1 protein-coding gene is annotated in these 717 nt (G+C 34.9%); it reads right to left on the reverse strand.

The genetic code is table 11. The features are described from left to right. Window positions 1–264 precede the first annotated feature (264 nt). Window positions 265–564, reverse strand: a complete 300-nt coding sequence (locus tag HA632_RS01865; protein WP_176305547.1) for a hypothetical protein — start codon at window positions 562–564, stop codon at window positions 265–267. Window positions 565–717: the final 153 nt, after the last annotated feature.

The following is a 717-nucleotide window of genomic DNA, read 5'->3' on the forward strand; positions in this document are numbered from 1 at the left end:
CCGCTTCTTAACTCTATCCTTTTCCTCAAAAATTTTACAGCTATTTATCCGGTTTCGAGCGCTAAATTGCACACAACGTGCCGCAGATTGTGATTTTGGCGTTTTTCACTCATTTGCGTTTCCAAATATAACTAAAATTTCAGTCAGCCGAGACATTTCTGATACGACCAAAACCAGCCATAATCACAAACTGCTGTTACCGCTTCGGTTTTTTAAGTTTCAAAGTCACGCAACATTTGCCACAAACTTTTTCCGATTCAATATTCAATTTTCTGTATTCTCGGAGATAAATTCAGCGTGTCTTTCGGCAACATTTTTTTCTTTGTTTTTTAATTTTTGGTTTAACTCGAAATATCTTTTAATTATTAAAAAGATCGAAATCAAAGCTAATATTGCGCCAACTATATAAAACCATTTAGGTTTCTCCGGTTCATTTGTTATTGGAGCAAAAATGAGCACAGAACTTATAAGTAAAAGCATCAAACTCAATCCAGTTTTGGTGTAAACATTTCCAAATATCACATTCAGGAATTCCATTCCAATTTCCACTAAAATTTTTTTCATAATATTTAGTTCTTCGATTCTCGATTTGTCTTTTTAGCACAGGCGGAAAACTGAGCGGTAACGTGCCGCAGATTGTGATTGTGGCGTTCTTCACTCACTTGCATTTTCAAATATAACTAAAATTTCAGTCAGCCGAGACATTTCTGATAAACC

This window comes from Flavobacterium sp. J49 (assembly GCF_011742145.1).
Classification (GTDB): domain Bacteria; phylum Bacteroidota; class Bacteroidia; order Flavobacteriales; family Flavobacteriaceae; genus Flavobacterium.

Coding starts and splice junctions, on each gene's coding strand:
- HA632_RS01865 (WP_176305547.1), bottom strand. CDS start 564: ATGAAAAAAATTTTAGTGGAAATTGGAATGGAATTCCTGAATGTGATA.